This is a genomic window from Yokenella regensburgei ATCC 49455 (assembly GCF_000735455.1).
Taxonomy (GTDB): Bacteria; Pseudomonadota; Gammaproteobacteria; order Enterobacterales; family Enterobacteriaceae; genus Yokenella; species Yokenella regensburgei.
Window position 1 is genome coordinate 10,952 of record NZ_JMPS01000023.1, and the last position, 18,834, is coordinate 29,785.

Below are 18,834 nucleotides of genomic sequence, written 5' to 3' on the forward strand. Positions count from 1 at the left end.
AGGTGCCCTTAATAGAAATACGAGAACAGGCTCATCAGACGAATATAGATTCGCCCGAAGAAGTTCAGTATTCCGCTGTCGCTGGCATAAACCATTACATCCGCCTGGCCACCAACCCGCAGGCTCTGCACCGGTGGGTGGTCGTCCTGAGTAAAGGCAATTTTGACCGGGAAACGCTGGGCCTGGCGCAGCCAGTCGCGATTATTATCGACGGTTGGCAGTGCGCCAGCGGGCTGTGCGCTGGAGGTATTGACACCATAGCCGATACTGCGGACCTCGCCGGTGTAAACGTGGCCAGGCATGCTGTCGAGGAGGATGGCAACCTTATCGCCCGCTTTCACGTGGCCAAGGTTGTTTTCCGTCATGTCGGCGCTTATCCAGACATCATTGATGGCGACGAGCGTCATGACGGGGGCGCCGGCACCAACAAACTCACCGATATCCGTTCGCAGGTCGGTCACCAGTCCGCGGCTACGGGCGAGAACGCGGGTGTTTCGTCTGTCGAGCTCGGCTTTGTGAACCGCTGCGCGAGCGCTCAGCAGCTGGGAGTTGTCGTCGCCGGTTAACCCGGCGGCCTCCGTGGCACGGCGTACGTCGGCTGCGGCGGCAGCCATCTGGCTACGTGCGGTTTCCCGCGTTGCCTGGGCGATTTCCAGACGGCGCACGGAAATGGTGCCCGGATCTTCACGGTAGAGTCGCTCCTGGCGCTCGGCATCTTTGGCGGCATTTTCATAGGCCGCGACGGTTGCCTGATACCCCGCTTTTGCCGCCGCCACGCCTTCGCCGTTAGCTTTCACCGAGCTCAGCACGCTCTCGTAATCCGAGCGGGCGCGTGCCAGCGCGATATCGTAGGCCTCCGGGTTCAGCTCGAATAACGGATCGCCGCTGGCAACCTGCTGGTTATCACGGACGTACACTTTCTGGATCTGTCCGCTGACCTCTGCCGCAACAGGGACCACAAACGCCTGCACCCGAGCCTGGGAAGTATAGGGGGTGAACCTGTCAGAAATCAGATACCAGCAGAACAGCAAAATCATACTCACGATAAGGATCAGCATGCCGCGACGGCTGCCCTCACCGGCCGGTGAAGTCGTGGAGTTCATGGTGAATTTCCTTCTTTTAGCTCAGTCGCGGGGGGCAGAGGCGTATCCAGCAGCGGTGCCCAGTCCTTCCGCTTGCGCAGGTGTGCTTCCGTTTCTTTATCGACAATCGGGCGCTCACGACCACTTTCCCAGCCGCCGCCGAGCGCTTTATACAGGGTGATGAGATCGAGCATCATGGCGCCCTGGGTATTCACCAGTTGCTCCTGCTGAGTAAACAGCGCGCGCTGCGAATCGAGGACCCGCTGAAAGTCCGCCATGCCCTCGCGGTACTGGGTGTTAGCAATGTCCAGGGAACGGCTGGCCGCTTTACCGGTATCAATCAGAAGGGCAATCTGGTCTTTGTCGTTAGCGTAGGCGACTGCAGCATCGTCCACCTCGCGGGCGGCCTGAAATACGGTGTCGCGATAGTTTTCATGAAGCTGTAAGAAGCGCGCGTCCTGAACCAGCACCTGATTGCTGAGCCTGCCCTGGTCCAGCAAATTCCAGCTAAAAGTCGGCCCGACGGTCCAGGAAAGTGCACTGCTGTTGCCGGTTTGCATACTGATCCCGACGCTTCCGATAAGTGAGATCGACGGATAAAGTTCGCTTTCTGCTACGCCTATCAGCGCCGACTGCGCGGCAAGCTGACGTTCAGCGGCTCTGACGTCCGGGCGTCGACGCATCAGATCGGCAGGCAACTCGGCAACCAGTGCCAGACTTCCCTGAGGGATCACCCCGATATTGCTGGCCATTTCCGGTAGCGGGCCTGGTTTACGCGCAAGCAGGACGCCAAGCGCGTTCTGGCTCTGTCGCAGACTGGTTTCCAGCAACGGAATGGTAGAGAGCGTTGACAGATATTGTGTTTTTGCCTGTTGAACGTCCAGCTCGGCGCTGTTGCCGCTCAGGAACAGACGTTCGGTAATTTGCAGGCTACGCTGCTGGATTTTGGCGTTATTGCGGGTGATCTTAAGCCGGGATTCGAGAGTGCGAATGTTGACATACAGCTGTGCCACCTGAGCGGCCATCAGGACCTGAATATCGTCATACTGAGCGAGCGTCGCAAAATAGCTGGCATCGGCAGACTCTACTCCGCGTTGAAATTTGCCCCAGAAGTCAATTTCCCATCCCAGATTGAAGCCCGCCCCGTAGCGTGTGGCGCTACTTGAGCGACCATCGCGTACCTGGCCGGTTTTTAGCACTTCGCCGCTGCCGATGGTCGCCTGTGGGCCAAGTAAACTCTCAGCAATCCCCAACTGGGCACGAGATTCCAGCAGGCGCAGCCCGGCTATTCTGACGTCCGGGTTTTTGCGCAGCGCTTCGTTGACGAGGGCGGTGAGCGTCGGATCGTTAAGCTGGGTCCACCATCTGTCGTAGCTCTGGCTGGTGGCGTGGGCCGGTATCCCCACCGTTGCCGGTTGCCATTGCGCGAGCTCCGGCGTCTTCGGCGGGGTGTAGTCTGGCCCGAGTTTGGTACAGGCGGTTAACACCAGACAGGCGCACCCGGTTAACAGGAGACGCCCGAAGGAGCCGTCTTTAGCCATTATTACCGCTCGCGGCGCTGGACAGACCATCGTTGACCCAGGCCATGAAGATGCGATAGCCAATTGAGAGCAGGGTTGCACCGATGAACATGCCGAGAATACCGCTCGCCGCCATGCCACCCAGTGCACCCAGCAGCACCACTGGCATTGGCGCATCCACACCGCGTCCGAGCATCAGTGGTTTCAGCACGTTATCAACCATGCCTGCCACAATCAGCAGTACCGTGTAGAAAATATTCATGCCCATGCCGTGATCGCCAGTGCTCCACATAATGGCAATCGCTGGCGCCGTGACCAGAATCACCGGCACCTGAGCAATGCCAAGTATCAGCGCCAGAATAAAGAAGATCCCAACGGCAGGAATACCGGCCATCGCCATAATCACCCCGGCGAGCAGCGCCTGGATCAGCGCCACGCCGATAACCCCTTGCGCTACCGCGCGGATGGTGCCTGTGCAGAGTTTGGTCAGGGACAGACCTTTTTTCTCATCAGTAATGCGCATTGCGATACGGTTCGCGCTATTGGCTCCCGCTGCACCCCAGGCCATCATGATCCCGGCGACAATAAACGAGACGACAAAGCCAATCAGACCGCCGCCCATGCTCGCCAGAATACTCAATACCTGTTTGGCAATTTCACCAATCTGGGTCCGATAAGTTGAAAGTAATCCGGGTAAATCCACCGAGGCTTTCAGCCATAGCGCATGTAATTTTCCGCCAATAATCGGAATAGATGACACGCTTTCAGAAGGCGGTGGGATAACCAGATGGCTGTCACCCATTTTATCTATCATCGCGCTGACGCTCTCACCGAGTGAGCTAATCATCAGTACCGTAGGTGCGACAATTAACAATACGCCAAGCAGGACCAGCAGCGTCGATGCCCAACCTTGTCTACCACCTAAACGGGCAGCGAAGTATTGATGTAATGGATAGAGCGTAACCGCGAGTATGAGTGCCCACAGCATCATATTGAGAAATGGAGAGAAAACGGTAAAACAGAAGGAGGCTAATCCTAGAATAAGTCCAAACTTAATGAACATATCCATAAATCTGGCAACAATTCTTTTTTCAACAATAAGGAAATCATTATTATCCATGATGGTTTATTCCAGTTGATTATGAAAGCACACAACCGCCCGGGGCTCGCTGCGCAAAGCGGGCCAGTATAAAGAAGTCATCGTTTTAAAAGACGTTGGAAGTTATTTAAAAATAGTTCTCATTAATATTGAAATTTATCCATTTTATTAGTGTAGAACAGAAAATTAAGCAGACTGGCAAATATTACTGAGTGGGAATTGGGGCTGGGTTTTGGCCCGTCCGGTAAGACGTTCGGGCCATAAAAAGAGACTGTTGCTGAAGGTTAACCGAGTGCGAAAGGATCCGCATCCTGCCAGGCAGGAAACTTCTCCCGATACTCCTTTAACGCGCTTAAAGAGAGCTCGGCGTCAAGGCGCGTGGCCTGATGGGCATCGGCCGTCGCCAGGATCTCGCCCTGCGGGCTGATAATGCGACTGTCGCCACGGTAGTGATGGCCGTTGCCGTCGGTACCAACGCGGTTACATCCCGCCACATAGGCCTGGTTCTCTATCGCTCGAGCAAGCAGTAACGACTGCCAGTGCAGAGAGCGCGGTGCAGGCCAGTTAGCGACATACAGTGCCAGATCGTAATCATCGCGGTTGCGTGACCAGACCGGAAAACGCAGGTCGTAGCACACCAGCGGCAGAATGCGCCAACCGCGCCACTCAAACACCACCCGCTCGCCACCGGCCTGATAAAACTGGTGTTCATTGGCCATGCGGAACAGGTGACGCTTGTCGTAGAAATGGACGCTGCCTTCGGGTTCGACCAGCAGGAAGCGGTTCACCGGACCCTTGTCCGTTTGCAGGGCAGCACTGCCCGCGATGAGCGCCCGGGTTTGCTGCGCTTTGGCATGCATCCACGCCACAACGTCTTCCTGCGGCAACGACTGCTGCGCCGCTTCCATCGCAAAGCCGGTGGTAAACATCTCCGGCAGGACAATGATATCTCGTCCGTTTATCTCTTCCAGTTGGCGATCGAAATGGCGCAGGTTGGCCGGACCGTCCATCCATACTAAGGGCTGCTGCAATAACGTAATTTTCAAACCAGACACGATCGTGAGCTCCTGAATTGAAGAGATGGCCTAACACCATATCAGGTAAGGGCAGGGGCCGGGAACAGAATAAAAAAAAGCGGAGCCAGGCTCCGCTTTTTAGATATTTCAGAGATTATGCGGCTTCAATTTTGCGGACTTTCTCTGGCATCTTTACCGGCTGTGTCGCCAGCTCCTCTGGCTCGAAGTCGTCAACGTTGATACTACGCAGACGGCTCACTTCGGCTTTGGTCAGGATCTCAGCTTCATCCTGGTTGATAAAGCCTTTTGCCAGCGCATTCTTCGCCAGTTCATCAAGGCGGGTGAATGGCAGATTTTTGCCAATCTCTTTGCAGATGCGCTGGTGGATTGGATCCGCCGCCATCACATCCAGCAGTGCCTGCTCCAGCAGACCAACCGGGTTATGCTCGCTCGGGGTCAGATACTGACCGCGACCAATACGGCTGCGGGTTGCGCACGGTGTCTGCAGGATCTTCGCCACTTTGTGGTCGAGCTTATCTGACGGCGCATCGTAGTGACGCCCGGTCGGGAAGATAACCACACGCATCGCACCGGCGACCAGGCGGTTCGGGAAGTTACGCAGCAGATCGTCAATGGCCTGTTCTGCCTGATACAGCGCATCCTGAACACCCCAGTGGACCAGCGGCAGGTCGGCTTCGTGACGGCCTTCGTCGTCGTAGCGCTTCAGTACCGCAGAGGCCAGATACAGCTGGCTCAGCACATCACCCAGGCGGGCGGAAATGCGTTCGCGACGCTTCAGACTACCGCCCAGCACGGCCATCGATACATCAGACAGCAGCGCCAGGTTTGCACTCAGACGGTTCAGGTACTGATAGTAGCGCTTGGTCGCATCGCTGGTCGGCGTGTAGCTGGTGAGACCACGGGTGAGGCCAAGCCAGAAGCTGCGAACCTTATTACTGCCTACGTGACCAATATGTTTGAACAGCAGCTTATCGAAGGCGTTCACGTCGTTGTTTTGCGCCGCCGCCATCTCTTCCAGCACATACGGATGACAGCGGATAGCACCCTGGCCGAAGATCATCATGCTGCGGGTCAGAATGTTTGCACCTTCAACGGTGATAGCAATCGGTGCCCCCTGGTAGGCTCGGGCGAGGAAGTTGCTTTCGCCGAGCATAATGCCTTTACCCCCGGCAATATCCATCGCGTCAATGACCGACTGCTGACCACGGTGGGTACAGTGATATTTCACGATAGCGGACAGTACGGCCGGTTTCTCGCCCAGCATAATGCCGTAGGTAATCAGCGACGCGGCAGCGTCCATCACATAGGCGTTACCGGCAATGCGCGCCAGCGGCTCTTCGATACCTTCCATCTTACCGATGGAGATTTTGAACTGACGGCGAATGTGCGCATAAGCCCCGGTCGCCATGGCAACCGATTTCAGACCCCCGGTAGAGTTAGACGGCAGGGTAATACCACGACCCACCGACAGACATTCCACCAGCATCCGCCAGCCCTGACCGGCCATGCTCGGACCACCGATGATGTAGTCAATTGGAACGAAGATATCTTTGCCCTTCGTCGGACCGTTCTGGAACGGAACGTTCAGCGGGAAATGACGACGACCAATTTCCACCCCTGGCGTGCCTGTCGGGATCAGCGCACAGGTAATGCCCAGATCTTCTTCGCCACCCAGCAGTTTATCCGGGTCAGAAAGTTTAAACGCCAGGCCAAGCACGGTGGCGATCGGCGCCAGGGTGATATAGCGTTTGTTCCAGGTCAGGCGCATACCGAGCACCTGCTCGCCCTGCCAGTCGCCCATGCATACCACACCGGTATCCGGGATCGCGCCGGCATCGGAACCCGCTTCCGGGCTGGTCAGCGCGAAGCATGGGATCTCCAGACCACGTGCCAGGCGCGGCAGGTAGTGATTTTTCTGCTCATCGGTACCGTAGTGCTGCAGCAGCTCGCCCGGGCCGAGTGAGTTAGGTACGCCAACGGTGATCGCGAGGATCCCGGAGACGCCAGAGAGTTTCTGCAGTACACGAGACTGTGCGTAGGCGGAGAATTCCAGGCCGCCGTACTCTTTCTTAATGATCATCGCAAAGAAGCGATGCTCTTTCAGATAAGCCCACAGTTCCGGCGGCAGATCCGCCATTTCGTGGGTTATCTGGAAATCATTCGCCATACGGCAGGCTTCTTCAACCGGGCCGTCAATAAAGGCCTGCTCTTCTTCCGTCAGATGTGGCTGCGGATAGTTGTGCAGTTTTTTCCAGTCGGGTTTGCCCTGGAACAGGTCGCCTTCCCACCAGGTGGTACCCGCATCGATAGCTTCTTTTTCGGTGCGAGACATCGGCGGCATCACTTTACGGAATGCGCGAAACACCGGTGCAGAAATCATCGACTTACGCATCGGTGCCAGGTTAAACGGCAGAAGAATGATGGCCAGCGGTACCAGCAGCCAGATATTCCACAGACCAGCAACGCCCAGCGCCGCGGTCCAGGCCAGCAATATTACGCTGCTAAGCAGCAAGTTCACCCGGTGATAGAAGAGCACGCCGAGTAACACGATGGTTGCAACAACACTCAAAATCATCATAAAGAAAAGCTCCCTTGCTTGTAGGAGGTCTGACCACTTGTGATATTAAGGTTGTAGAGGATGTAAATTGTTTTAGCAATGTGTTTACAAAATAATTACAACGCCGCTCACATTGTTATCGTTTTAAGAAGCACGGAAAATCAAAAGCTGTCCCTTTTCCTTCCCCTTTAGCTTCTCGCATCTGGCGCTATCCGGTACACTTCGGGATGTCATTTCTTATAAAGTTGAAGGAATATACTCATGTACCAGGATCTTATTCGTAACGAACTGAACGAAGCGGCAGACACGCTGGCTAACTTCCTGAAAGATGAAGCAAATATCCACGCTATTCAGCGTGCGGCGGTCCTGCTGGCCGACAGCTTCAAAGCGGGCGGTAAGGTACTTTCCTGTGGTAACGGTGGTTCACACTGCGACGCTATGCACTTTGCCGAAGAGCTGACGGGTCGTTATCGTGAAAACCGTCCGGGCTACCCAGGTATTGCTATCTCTGACGTAAGCCACCTTTCCTGCGTCAGCAACGACTTTGGCTACGACTATGTATTCTCTCGTTATGTTGAAGCCGTAGGCCGCGAAGGTGATGTACTGCTTGGGATTTCAACTTCCGGTAACTCTGGCAACGTGATTAAAGCTATCGAAGCCGCGCGTGCCAAAGGCCTGAAAGTGATCACGCTGACCGGTAAAGACGGCGGTAAAATGGCGGGCTCCGCTGATGTAGAAATTCGCGTACCGCACTTTGGCTATGCCGACCGCATTCAGGAAATTCACATCAAAGTGATCCACATCCTGATCATGCTTATCGAAAAAGAGATGGTTAAGGCTTAATTCCCCGATGTCCCCCTCTCTCACGGGAGGGGGTGGGTGAGGAGTAACGTATGTGCGAACTGCTCGGGATGAGCGCGAATGTCCCAACTGATATCTGCTTTAGCTTTACCGGACTGGTACAGCGCGGCGGCGGGACAGGCCCGCATAAAGACGGCTGGGGAATTACCTTCTATGAGGGAAAAGGCTGTCGTACGTTCAAAGATCCTCAACCGAGTTTTCGGTCTCCTGTCGCTAAACTGGTGCAGGATTACCCAATCAAATCCTGCTCGGTGATTGCACATATTCGCCAGGCGAACCGGGGAATGGTTGCCCTGGAGAATACGCATCCTTTCACCCGCGAACTGTGGGGACGTAACTGGACCTATGCGCACAACGGCCAACTCACCGGCTACAAATCGCTGGAAACCGGTAATTTTCGCCCGGTCGGGGAAACCGACAGCGAAAAAGCGTTTTGCTGGCTGCTGCATAAGCTAACGCAGCGCTACCCGCGCACTCCGGGGAATATGCCTGCGATGTTTCGCTACATTGCGGAACTGGCGGGAGAATTGCGTGAGATGGGCGTGTTTAACATGCTGCTGTCGGACGGTCGTTATGTGATGGCGTACTGCTCAACCAACCTGTTCTGGATAACGCGTCGTGCGCCGTTTGGTGTGGCGAAGCTGTTGGACCAGGACGTGGAAATTGATTTTCAGCAAGAGACCACACCGAACGATGTCGTCTCTGTGATTGCCACGCAGCCGCTGACGGGAAATGAAACCTGGCACAAGATTATGCCAGGCGAGTGGACGTTATTTTGTCTCGGGGACCGTGTAGTTTGACGCCAGCTGCGGCTGAACCACGTCGCTGCTGATAGGCTTGCTCACCATATAGCGGCCGTCAACGACGGAAACCACCGGCGGCTTGTGGGTCTGTTCGAAATAGTCGTAGCCAGGTTTCAGCTGTTTCCAGAAGTCAGCGTAATAAGAGTATTTGTGGCGCTGCATATTGGTATCGGTCATACGGAACGGGTAGATGCTGACCTGGACGCTTGACTGGCCGAACACCAGCGCACCAGTGACAAACTGGAAGATCTCGTCAATACCGCTGTCGGTCATGGCGTAGCAGCCGATCGACACGCAGGCACCGTGAATCATCAGGTATTTACCTTCATAACCGTGCGCACGGTCATAGGCGTTTGGAAAACCGATATTGATCGCTTTATAAAAGCGGCTGTCGGGTTTGAGCTGGTTGCGGCTGACGTTATAAAAACCTTCCGGGCTTTTAAAATCGCCCTGGCGCTGTTTTGGGCCCAGGCCACCGGAATAGTTACAAATCTTATAACTATCAAGAAGCTGGTAAGTTTCACCCATTTTGACGTAGAGGTCGAGCGCGCGCTCTTCTTTAAAGATCTGGATATATACCGGCGATCCCATCAACTGCTGCTTAAATTCTTTGCTGACCGGCGTGGACCCGTGGTTGCTGCTAAGCAAACCGGCGAATGAGACGCACGGAATCAGAAACATCGCAATGAACAATGCGATTTTGCGCATACTACTTGTTCCTTGATAAACCCGTAATGAATGCCAGGACGGCAAAAGAGACCCAAAAATAGGACTAATCCTGATTAGCTGCGCTCACATTAGCATCACCGTAGTTTTTCGCAAGCCCGGACCGCAGTGTTTACAATTTACTTATTCGTTATATCGCAAATAACCGCAAGCCACATTCAGAACTTTGCGCAATAGCTCGCAAAACCGCAGCCTGACCCGGCGAAATGCTGCCTCCTGGGTGGCTAAAATGCTACACTCCCGCGGTCATTTGACGGAATAAGAAAGGATGCTTTTCCCCTCTCATGCCCACAGGGACATTGTTCGGGCGCCTGCAGTACCTTTCTTACGTTCATTTATCAATACGCTGATATCAGCTTATGGCTGATTTTGTGTTTATGGATACCTGCTAACCATATGATTAAAATCACAAAAGGGCTAAATCTGCCCATAGCTGGCATACCTGTATCGCAGATTTCCGCAGGTGCGCCCGTCAAGCGCGTGGCGCTGCTCGGCGAAGAGTACGTCGGCATGCGTCCCTCCATGGCTGTTCAGGAAGGGGACCGGGTAAAGAAAGGGCAGTTGCTCTTCGAAGATAAAAAGAACCCGGGCGTGCGTTTTACCTCTCCGGCAAGCGGCGTGGTGAGTGCTATTCACCGTGGCGAGCGCCGGGTGCTGCAGTCGGTGGTCATCGACGTTGAAGGTGATGAATCCATGGCGTTTGACCGTTTCGCCGCTGACGAACTGGCCATGCTGACTGCAGAACAGGTGCAAAAACAGCTGCTTGAGTCTGGTCTGTGGACTGCCCTGCGTACCCGTCCTTATAGCAAAACCCCGGTTCCGGGCACCGAACCAACGGCTATCTTCGTTAACGCCATGGATACCAACCCGCTGGCGGCGGATCCGCAGCCGATCGTTCTCGCGCATCGCGAAGCGTTCAACGCGGGGTTGACACTACTCAGCCGTCTGACGCATGGCCCGATACACGTCTGCCAGGCTAGCGGTGGCAAACTTGGCGGCCATCCCTGCGGTCAGGTGAAGTTCAACGAATTCACCGGCCCTCACCCTGCCGGACTGGTGGGAACGCATATTCATTTTCTCGCCCCTGTCAGTCTGCAAAAGCAGGTCTGGCACCTGAACTACCAGGATGCTATCGCCATTGGCAAGCTGTTCCTCGACGGTGAACTGTGGAGCGAACGCATCATCGCCCTCGGTGGCCCGCAGGTAAAAGCGCCGCGTCTGCTGCGCACCGTTGTGGGTGCGAGTCTTGAAGACCTGTTGGCAGGTGAACTAGAGGAAGGGGAAAACCGGGTAATTTCTGGCTCGGTGCTGAACGGGACTATTGCCCGCGGACCGCACGGCTTCCTTGGTCGCTACCATTTGCAGGTAAGCGTGGTGGCTGAAGGGCGTAACAAAGAGCTGTTCGGCTGGGTGATGCCGGGGAAAGACAAATTCTCCGTGACCCGTACCACGCTCGGTCACTTCCTGAAACACCGTCTGTTTAACTTCTCCACTGATACCCACGGCGGTGAGCGCGCCATGGTCCCTATCGGCAACTACGAGCGCGTTATGCCGCTCGATATCCTGCCAACCCCGCTGCTGCGCGATCTGCTGGCCGGAGATTCCGACAGTGCTCAGGCGTTGGGGTGTCTGGAGCTGGATGAAGAAGATCTGGCGCTCTGTACCTACGTCTGCCCGGGGAAATATGAATATGGCCCGGTGCTGCGCGAGATATTGACCCGTATTGAGCAGGAAGGATAAGTGATGGGCTTAAAACATTATCTGGAAAAAATCGAGCCGCACTTTACGCAGGGCGGCAAACTTCAGAAGTGGTACCCGCTGTATGAAGCGGCAGCCACTATCTTTTATACCCCAGGTCAGGTGACGAAAGGCGCCTCACACGTCCGTGATGCCATCGACCTGAAACGAATGATGATCCTGGTGTGGTTCGCGGTGTTCCCGACGATGTTCTGGGGCATGTATAACGTGGGCCTGCAGACCATTCCGGCGCTGCACAGCCTGTATGGTGCGGAACAACTGCAGCAGGTGATTGCCAGCCACTGGCACTATCGCGTGGCGCAGGCGCTTGGGGTCAGCTTTGCAGCGGATGCCGGCTGGTTGAGCATGATGGGGCTGGGGGCAGTGTTCTTCCTGCCGATTTATCTTACCGTTTTCCTCGTCGGCGGATTCTGGGAAGTGCTGTTCGCTATTGTGCGTAAGCATGAGATCAACGAAGGCTTCTTCGTCACCTCAATTCTGTTTGCTCTGATCGTCCCACCCACCATCCCGCTATGGCAGGCGGCGCTTGGGATCTCTTTCGGGGTGGTCATCGGCAAAGAGATCTTCGGCGGTACCGGACGTAACTTCCTTAACCCGGCGCTCGCGGGGCGTGCGTTCCTGTTCTTTGCTTATCCGGCGCAAATTTCTGGCGATCTGGTGTGGACGGCAGCGGATGGTTTCTCGGGCGCGACTCCGCTTTCCCAGTGGGCAAGCCACGGTGGAGAGGCGCTGGTCAACAACGTTAGCGGTCAGCCGGTTACCTGGTTTGACGCCTTCCTCGGCAATATTCCCGGTTCGATCGGCGAAGTTTCAACCCTGATGATCCTCATCGGCGGCGCAATCATTATCTTTGGTCGCGTTGCCTCCTGGCGCATTGTCGCCGGGGTGATGGTCGGCATGGTGGCAACCGCTACGCTGTTCAACGTTATAGGTTCGGCCACCAACCCGATGTTTGCCATGCCGTGGTACTGGCACCTGGTGCTGGGTGGTTTTGCGTTTGGCATGATGTTCATGGCAACCGATCCGGTTTCCGCATCGTTTACCGATAAAGGTAAATGGTGCTACGGCGCGCTGATTGGTGTGATGTGCGTGCTTATCCGCGTGGTGAACCCGGCCTATCCGGAAGGGATGATGCTGGCCATTCTGTTCGCTAACCTCTTTGCGCCGCTGTTCGATTACCTGGTGGTGCAGGCCAACATTAAGCGGAGGAAGTCACGTGGCTGAGAAAAAAAGTAACGACAGTATTGGCAAAACGCTGCTGGTGGTGCTGGTGCTCTGCCTGGTGTGCTCCATTGTGGTAGCAGGCTCGGCGGTAGGACTTAAATCGCGCCAGCAGGCGCAGCGTGCACTGGATAAGCAGCGCAACATCCTTGCGGTCGCCGGGCTGATGCAGCCAGAGATGAGCGCCGATGACGTCGCGCAGACCTTTAACTCCCGTATCACCCCACGCCTGCTGGAGCTGAAAACCGGTACGCTGCTGGATAAAGACCCGACGAAATTCAACCAGGCGCAGGCGTTGAAAGACCCGGAGCGCAGTATTGCGCTTGAGGCAGGCCAGGATCCTGCCGGGATTAAGCGACGCAGCAACATTATTGAAATCTATCTGGTGAAAGACGCCCAGCAAAAGGTGCAGGAAGTGGTGCTGCCGATATACGGCAACGGCCTGTGGTCGATGATGCACGCTTTTGTCGCGCTGGAAACCGATGGCCGGACGGTAAAAGGGATTACTTACTACGACCAGGGTGAAACCCCGGGGCTTGGCGGTGAAGTTGAAAACCCGAACTGGCGCGCACAGTTTGTCGGTAAGAAAATCCTCGACGACAACGGTTCGCCGGCGCTGAAGGTCATGAAGGGCGCAGCTCGTCCCGGTGATGAATATGCCGTGGATGGTCTTTCCGGCGCGACGCTCACCTCAAATGGCGTACAACACAGTTTTGATTTCTGGATGGGCGAACTGGGCTTTGGGCCTTTCCTGAAACAGGTTCGTGAAGGAGTGCTGAACAATGGCTGAACAAAGCGAGATGAAAGAAGTTAAGCGGGTGCTGGTCGGGCCGCTGCTCGCCAATAACCCGATTGCCCTGCAGGTGCTGGGGGTCTGTTCGGCGCTGGCGGTAACCACCAAGCTCGAGACGGCGGTGGTGATGACCGTCGCGGTCACTCTGGTGACGGCGTTTTCCAGCATGTTTATCTCTATGATCCGCCATCACATCCCAAATAGTGTACGCATCATCGTGCAGATGGCGATTATTGCCTCGCTGGTGATCGTGGTCGATCAGCTGCTGCGGGCGTTTGCCTATGAAGTCTCGAAGCAGCTTTCGGTCTTTGTGGGGCTAATCATCACCAACTGTATCGTGATGGGGCGTGCGGAGGCCTATGCCATGAAATCGCCGCCGCTGGCCTCCTTTATGGACGGTATCGGTAATGGCCTTGGCTACGGTGTTATCCTGATTGTGGTTGGTTTTGTGCGTGAGCTTATCGGCAGCGGCAAGCTGTTTGGTGTTCAGGTGCTGGATACCGTGCAAAACGGTGGCTGGTATCTGCCGAACGGATTGTTCCTGCTGGCACCCAGCGCATTCTTTATTATCGGGTTGTTGATTTGGGCACTGCGTACCTGGAAGCCCGAACAGCAGGAAAAGGAGTAACCGCGAATGGCTCATTATCTCACTCTGTTTGTCAGGGCGGTGTTTGTTGAGAACATGGCGCTGGCCTTCTTCCTCGGTATGTGTACCTTCCTCGCGGTGTCGAAGAAGGTATCTACGGCGTTTGGTCTTGGCGTGGCGGTGACCGTCGTGCTCGGCCTGTCGGTGCCAATCAATAACCTGGTGTATAACCTGGTGCTGCGCGACGGTGCGCTGGTGGAAGGGGTGGATCTCAGCTTCCTCAACTTCATCACCTTTATTGGCGTCATTGCCGCGCTGGTGCAAATTCTCGAGATGATCCTCGATAAGTATTTCCCGGCGCTGTACAACGCGCTCGGCATCTTCCTGCCGCTGATTGCCGTAAACTGCGCCATTTTTGGCGGCGTCTCATTTATGGTGCAGCGCGACTATAACTTCAGTGAATCTGTTGTATATGGATTCGGATCCGGTATTGGCTGGATGCTGGCGATTGTCGCGATGGCGGGGATCCGCGAAAAAATGAAATATGCGAACGTGCCCGCAGGACTGCGTGGCTTAGGGATCACCTTTATCACCACCGGCCTGATGGCGTTGGGCTTTATGTCCTTCTCCGGTGTGCAGCTGTAAGGGCGGAAAAGTATGGAAATTATTCTTGGGGTGGTGATGTTCACCCTGATCGTTCTGGTACTGTCGGGACTGATTCTGGCGGCGCGATCGAAGCTGGTTAACGCCGGTGACGTGACCATTGAAATTAACGATGAAGCAGACCTCAGGCTGCGCACGCCTGCGGGCGACAAGCTTCTGAATACGCTCTCCGGCAATGGTATTTTTGTCTCCTCCGCCTGCGGTGGCGGTGGCTCCTGCGGGCAGTGTCGGGTGACGGTGAAAGAGGGCGGTGGTGACATTCTGCCGACCGAGCTTGCCCATATCACCAAACGTGAAGCGAAAGCCGGTTGTCGCCTGGCCTGTCAGGTGGCGGTACGCCAGAACATGAAAATCGAGCTGCCGGAAGAGATTTTCGGCGTGAAGAAGTGGGAATGTGAGGTCATCTCGAATGACAACAAAGCTACCTTCATTAAAGAGCTGAAGCTCGCTATCCCGGCGGGGGAAAGCGTACCGTTCCGCGCTGGTGGCTATATTCAGATTGAATGCCCGCCGCATGAAGTGGCTTATGCCGATTTTGATGTGCCCGAAGAGTACCGCGGAGACTGGGACAAATTTAATCTGTTCCGCTACGTATCTCGGGTTACGGAGCCGACGCTGCGCGCCTACTCGATGGCGAACTACCCGGATGAGAAGGGGATTATCATGCTCAACGTGCGTATCGCCACGCCGCCGCCGTCGGCGCCGGACGTTCCGCCGGGCATTATGTCCTCCTGGATCTGGTCGTTGAAGGCAGGAGACAAGGTCACCATCTCCGGGCCGTTCGGCGAGTTCTTTGCCAAAGAGACCGACGCTGAGATGGTCTTCATCGGCGGTGGTGCCGGGATGGCGCCAATGCGTTCGCACATTTTCGATCAGCTCAAGCGTCTGGGCAGCAAGCGTAAAATCAGCTTCTGGTACGGGGCGCGCTCGCTGCGCGAAATGTTCTATGACGACGAGTTCGAACAGCTGGCGCGTGATAACCCGAACTTTACCTTCCACGTTGCGCTTTCTGACGCTCAGCCGGAAGATAACTGGACGGGTTATACAGGCTTCATCCATAACGTGCTGTATGAAAACTACCTGCGCGACCACCCGGCGCCTGAGGACTGTGAGTTTTATATGTGCGGGCCGCCGGTAATGAACGCAGCGGTTATCAGCATGCTGAAAAACCTGGGCGTGGAGGATGAAAACATCATGCTCGACGACTTTGGAGGCTGATGATGTTAACCGTGTTTCTGGCGACATTTGGCATCTTTTTGCTGGTGGTTCTCGGCATGTCGCTTGGGTATCTGGTGAAGCGTAAAAGCATTCAGGGCAGCTGCGGTGGTATCTCCTCCCTCGGGATGGAAAAAGTCTGCGACTGCCCGGAGCCCTGCGACGCGCGGAAAAAACGCATGGCCCGCGAGGCTCGCCAGCAAAACCGGATTTTGTAATGCAAACGCAGCCGATGTCTCCTGCATGAAGGACATCGGCTGCAGTGTGTCAGTGGAAAGAGAATAATCAGACTAACAGCGTATCTAATTGCTTGAAAAGTAAGTTAAGTGCTGCAATGTCATTATAATCAATGCCATTATTGAGCTCATCAATGGCTGCTAGCGTGAGTATCCTGGCAAGGTTGGCCTGACCAGAGTTCAGGTCGCCCGGTGCTATTTTGTCAATGGCCTGAATATAAACCCAGATATGTGAGGCAGCGCTTTCGTAATACCCACTCTCTTCATCGCTAACACCGGGTGCGCCGATGTTTTGACTGCATTTCTCAGCGAGTATTCTAAGGTTGTCTATTAATAATGTTTTCTGTACTTGAGTTGCCATCATCATATCCTCTTAAAGTAATGCTGCTTTAGCGAGAGGTTTAACAATTTGCGTGATGTCATTAACGGCTCTGCGTAGGTTAGCTCTGGCAATTTCATTTTTTCTCGACTTCTGTTCTGGAGTTAATCCCGTATTGCTGATAATGGCGAGAAGCTCATTATTACATTTTACAAATGAATCAATAGCAATTTCTGTGGAAGTTTTATTTTCTTTGATGATGTTTAGACTATTTTTCATATTCAGTACTCGACCGGCAAACTCGCTTGATTTATCAAAGTCGGTAAAGTTCTTTTTACGAATGGCAGGATTGTTATAATACCTGACCATCGCATTGATGCTGGTCTGGTTCATAGCAACCACATAATTATCTTTAAGTTGAATCACATGAGTACGAAGTGATTCTAAGTTTTGTGACTGTTGCGGTCCGCGGGCTTTCACTAACTCTCCGATATCTTCACCATTGGCGTGCTGCTGGGCGAGTGTCAGCATGAAATCAGCCATATCCTTAAGGGCAGAGACCTGTGATGCGTCGAGATGGGCTTGCTCTGCCAGCTTCTTAGCTGCATCGCTATCGGTTTTTGCCGCATCTAACAGGTCTTTTAACGCTGAATCATCATTGGATGTATAGGCGCTCAGCGCATTCAGATATTCGCTGAATGATTTTAGCGCCGCCTGGTCGACGGCGAAATCAGATTGAGATAGTGGCAGGAAGCTCGGGAGGTCTTTATAATCTAAACCACTATTTTTTTCGGATGAGCAAAGGTTACTCGAAAGGTTTTTTGGCGGTAGGTATTTCCCTTCCGCATTAAAATTACACTCTGGGTGAGTAGCGTAAATAATTGATGCGCTCTGAATTTGTAGAGCAATAAGACTATTAAAATAATCATTGGAAGCAATGATGACTTTTTGTCCTTCGGCAACTGTTTTTTGGGTTTGCTCTTCAGTCATTTGCCCTTTGGCGCAGGCAGATAATATCCAGGCTATAGATATAGCCATCATTAGTTTTGTTTTATTCATACTTAAACCTTGCTGTAGTGTGAGTCATGAACAAACGGAAACAAATAGTAACACTGCGTTAGTAAAATAAAGCTATGTCACTTTTTAATTCTTTGCCACAGCACATAAGTATTATTTTTTCTGCTTAGCCCGATTCAGGTCGCAACGCCGAACTTCCCTGTGTGAGGATTTGTGCTGTATACTTATCCAGTGGTGAGTGAGGGCTAACAATGCGCAAAATTATCCATGTCGATATGGACTGTTTTTTCGCCGCGGTTGAAATGCGGGATAATCCAGCCCTGCGCGACATCCCGATAGCCATTGGCGGCAGCCGGGTACAAAGGGGGGTTATCAGTACCGCCAACTACCCGGCGCGGAAATTTGGTGTACGCAGCGCCATGCCGACGGCGATGGCGCTGAAGCTGTGTCCGCATCTCACGCTGCTGCCAGGACGCTTCGATGCCTATAAAGAAGCCTCGGTGCATATTCGCGAGATCTTTTCCCGCTACACCTCGCTTATCGAGCCCTTATCGCTGGACGAAGCTTATCTTGATGTCAGCGACAGCGTTCACTGCCTGGGCTCGGCAACGCTGATGGCCCAGGAGATCCGCCAGACGATATTCAACGAGCTGCAGCTGACGGCTTCGGCGGGCGTCGCGCCGGTTAAATTCCTCGCTAAAATTGCCTCCGATCTCAACAAACCCAACGGCCAGTATGTGATAACCCCCGCCGATGTCCCGGCCTTTCTGAAGACGCTGCCGCTTGCAAAGATCCCCGGGGTCGGGAAAGTCTCCGCCGCAAAGCTTGAAAGTATGGGGCTACGTACCTGCGAAGATGTGCAGAAAAGCGATCTCGCCATGCTGCTCAAGCGTTTTGGTAAGTTTGGTCGGGTGCTGTGGGAGCGCAGCCAGGGGATCGATGAGCGTGAGATAAGCAGTGAGCGCCTGCGTAAATCGGTGGGCGTAGAGCGTACCCTGATAGAAGATATTCACGACTGGGCAGAGTGTGAAGCCATCATTGAACGGCTGTACCCTGAGCTGGAGCGTCGGCTGGCGAAGGTGAAACCGGATCTGCTGATTGCCCGTCAGGGTATCAAACTTAAATTCAACGATTTCCAGCTCACAACCCAGGAACACGTCTGGCCGAAGCTTAACAAAGCCGATTTAATTGCTACGGCGTATAACACCTGGCAGGAACGAAGAAGCGGCAGGGGGGTAAGGCTGGTGGGATTGCACGTGACGCTGCTGGATCCGCAAATGGAGCGCCAGCTGGTGCTTGGACTGTAGGTCGGGTAAGCGCAGCGCACCCGACAATGCTGCC

The 18,834-nt window shown here is 54.4% G+C and carries 18 protein-coding genes; 10 read left to right on the forward strand and 8 right to left on the reverse strand.

Annotated elements, in window-relative coordinates; all coding sequences use genetic code 11:
• Positions 1 to 8 precede the first annotated feature (8 nt).
• The 5 genes from GYRE_RS06895 to fadE form a co-directional block, all read right to left on the reverse strand.
• Positions 9 to 1,103 carry an HlyD family secretion protein gene (locus GYRE_RS06895; RefSeq protein WP_038254094.1) on the reverse strand — a complete coding sequence of 365 codons (1,095 nt, stop codon included), beginning with the start codon at positions 1,101 to 1,103 and terminating at the stop codon, positions 9 to 11.
• A complete protein-coding gene (locus GYRE_RS06900; RefSeq protein WP_038254095.1) occupies positions 1,100 to 2,623 on the reverse strand; it encodes an efflux transporter outer membrane subunit in 1,524 nt (507 codons plus the stop codon). Before GYRE_RS06900 ends, GYRE_RS06895 begins: the two co-directional genes overlap by 4 nt.
• Positions 2,616 to 3,722: an AI-2E family transporter gene (locus GYRE_RS06905; protein WP_006818598.1), complete on the reverse strand. Its 1,107-nt coding sequence runs from the start codon at positions 3,720 to 3,722 to the stop codon at positions 2,616 to 2,618. The genes GYRE_RS06900 and GYRE_RS06905 overlap by 8 nt, the downstream gene beginning before the upstream one ends.
• A 263-nt stretch (positions 3,723 to 3,985) precedes the next feature.
• A complete protein-coding gene (locus GYRE_RS06910; protein ID WP_038254097.1) occupies positions 3,986 to 4,756 on the reverse strand; it encodes an amidohydrolase in 771 nt (256 codons plus the stop codon).
• A gap of 115 nt (positions 4,757 to 4,871) precedes the next feature.
• Positions 4,872 to 7,316, reverse strand: a complete 2,445-nt coding sequence (gene fadE, locus GYRE_RS06915) for an acyl-CoA dehydrogenase FadE (RefSeq protein WP_038254099.1) — start codon at positions 7,314 to 7,316, stop codon at positions 4,872 to 4,874.
• 240 nt (positions 7,317 to 7,556) lie between these two features.
• On the opposite strand from fadE, the gene lpcA reads away from it, so the two are divergent.
• Both lpcA and GYRE_RS06925 read left to right on the forward strand, forming a co-directional pair.
• Positions 7,557 to 8,138, forward strand: a complete 582-nt coding sequence (gene lpcA / locus GYRE_RS06920) for a D-sedoheptulose 7-phosphate isomerase (protein WP_006818601.1) — start codon at positions 7,557 to 7,559, stop codon at positions 8,136 to 8,138.
• A 50-nt stretch (positions 8,139 to 8,188) separates the two neighbouring features.
• Entirely contained in the window at positions 8,189 to 8,956 is a 768-nt protein-coding gene (locus GYRE_RS06925) for a class II glutamine amidotransferase (RefSeq protein ID WP_006818602.1), read from the forward strand.
• Here GYRE_RS06925 and dpaA read toward each other — a convergent pair.
• Positions 8,927 to 9,667 carry a peptidoglycan meso-diaminopimelic acid protein amidase gene (gene dpaA, locus GYRE_RS06930; protein WP_006818603.1) on the reverse strand — a complete coding sequence of 247 codons (741 nt, stop codon included), beginning with the start codon at positions 9,665 to 9,667 and terminating at the stop codon, positions 8,927 to 8,929. The genes GYRE_RS06925 and dpaA overlap by 30 nt on opposite strands.
• Positions 9,668 to 10,081: 414 nt before the next feature.
• Here dpaA and GYRE_RS06935 point away from each other — a divergent pair, with 414 nt between their 5' ends.
• Genes GYRE_RS06935 through nqrM form a run of 7 tightly spaced genes read left to right on the forward strand, consistent with a single transcriptional unit; the run spans position 10,082 to position 16,139 of the window.
• Positions 10,082 to 11,425, forward strand: a complete 1,344-nt coding sequence (locus GYRE_RS06935; protein ID WP_038254101.1) for a Na(+)-translocating NADH-quinone reductase subunit A — start codon at positions 10,082 to 10,084, stop codon at positions 11,423 to 11,425.
• Positions 11,426 to 11,428: 3 nt separating this feature from the next.
• Positions 11,429 to 12,667: an NADH:ubiquinone reductase (Na(+)-transporting) subunit B gene (locus GYRE_RS06940; RefSeq protein WP_038254103.1), complete on the forward strand. Its 1,239-nt coding sequence runs from the start codon at positions 11,429 to 11,431 to the stop codon at positions 12,665 to 12,667.
• Complete coding sequence (locus GYRE_RS06945) at positions 12,660 to 13,454, forward strand: Na(+)-translocating NADH-quinone reductase subunit C (protein WP_038254105.1); 795 nt, start codon at positions 12,660 to 12,662, stop codon at positions 13,452 to 13,454. The genes GYRE_RS06940 and GYRE_RS06945 overlap by 8 nt, the downstream gene beginning before the upstream one ends.
• Positions 13,447 to 14,085: an NADH:ubiquinone reductase (Na(+)-transporting) subunit D gene (locus tag GYRE_RS06950; RefSeq protein WP_006818607.1), complete on the forward strand. Its 639-nt coding sequence runs from the start codon at positions 13,447 to 13,449 to the stop codon at positions 14,083 to 14,085. The genes GYRE_RS06945 and GYRE_RS06950 overlap by 8 nt, the downstream gene beginning before the upstream one ends.
• A 6-nt stretch (positions 14,086 to 14,091) precedes the next feature.
• Positions 14,092 to 14,688, forward strand: a complete 597-nt coding sequence (gene nqrE, locus GYRE_RS06955; RefSeq protein ID WP_006818608.1) for an NADH:ubiquinone reductase (Na(+)-transporting) subunit E — start codon at positions 14,092 to 14,094, stop codon at positions 14,686 to 14,688.
• A 12-nt stretch (positions 14,689 to 14,700) separates the two neighbouring features.
• Positions 14,701 to 15,924 (forward strand): NADH:ubiquinone reductase (Na(+)-transporting) subunit F, encoded by a 1,224-nt coding sequence (gene nqrF / locus GYRE_RS06960; RefSeq protein ID WP_006818609.1) that lies wholly within the window; start codon positions 14,701 to 14,703, stop codon positions 15,922 to 15,924.
• 2 nt (positions 15,925 to 15,926) lie between these two features.
• Positions 15,927 to 16,139, forward strand: coding sequence for a (Na+)-NQR maturation NqrM (nqrM, locus tag GYRE_RS06965; protein WP_038254291.1), 213 nt, complete (start codon positions 15,927 to 15,929; stop codon positions 16,137 to 16,139).
• Positions 16,140 to 16,206: 67 nt separating this feature from the next.
• On the opposite strand, the gene GYRE_RS06970 is transcribed toward nqrM, so the two are convergent.
• Both GYRE_RS06970 and GYRE_RS06975 read right to left on the reverse strand, forming a co-directional pair.
• Positions 16,207 to 16,518, reverse strand: a complete 312-nt coding sequence (locus GYRE_RS06970; RefSeq protein ID WP_038254107.1) for a hypothetical protein — start codon at positions 16,516 to 16,518, stop codon at positions 16,207 to 16,209.
• A gap of 12 nt (positions 16,519 to 16,530) precedes the next feature.
• Complete coding sequence (locus GYRE_RS06975; protein WP_038254109.1) at positions 16,531 to 17,535, reverse strand: hypothetical protein; 1,005 nt, start codon at positions 17,533 to 17,535, stop codon at positions 16,531 to 16,533.
• Positions 17,536 to 17,744: 209 nt separating this feature from the next.
• Between GYRE_RS06975 and dinB the strand changes: the two genes are divergently transcribed.
• Positions 17,745 to 18,800, forward strand: coding sequence for a DNA polymerase IV (gene dinB, locus GYRE_RS06980; RefSeq protein WP_006818611.1), 1,056 nt, complete (start codon positions 17,745 to 17,747; stop codon positions 18,798 to 18,800).
• Positions 18,801 to 18,834: the final 34 nt, after the last annotated feature.